The following is a 263-nucleotide window of genomic DNA, read 5'->3' as shown; positions in this document are numbered from 1 at the left end:
GGTGAAGGCTCTGGCCTGGTGTCCGTACGGGGTGAAGTTTTCGGGCATCCACTCGAGTTCGTCGGCGGAGTACCTTGGGGCCGGTGCGAAGGGCATCCGGGTACGCAGGTAAGGCCCTTTAAAGATGCCCTCATCAGGGTCGCGCAAGAACTCATCGAGGGCGCGTTGGGCATCGGCGTCGGACAGGGCAAAGGTTGTCGTGAGGTAGTCCAGTAGGGCGTTCTGGAGCTTGGCCGCCTGCTTCGGGGGGACGAGTTCACTCA

The 263-nt window shown here is 62.4% G+C and carries 1 protein-coding gene; it reads right to left on the bottom strand.

The genetic code is table 11. The features are described from left to right. Positions 1-263 (bottom strand): hypothetical protein (locus AAEZ09_RS28545; RefSeq protein WP_350601703.1); only part of this gene is annotated, 263 nt, incomplete at both ends.

It is taken from the genome of Pseudomonas sp. 65/3-MNA-CIBAN-0223, assembly GCF_040310425.1.
Taxonomy (GTDB): domain Bacteria; phylum Pseudomonadota; class Gammaproteobacteria; order Pseudomonadales; family Pseudomonadaceae; genus Aquipseudomonas; species Aquipseudomonas gregormendelii.
This window is presented reverse-complemented; position numbering and strand designations above follow the sequence as displayed.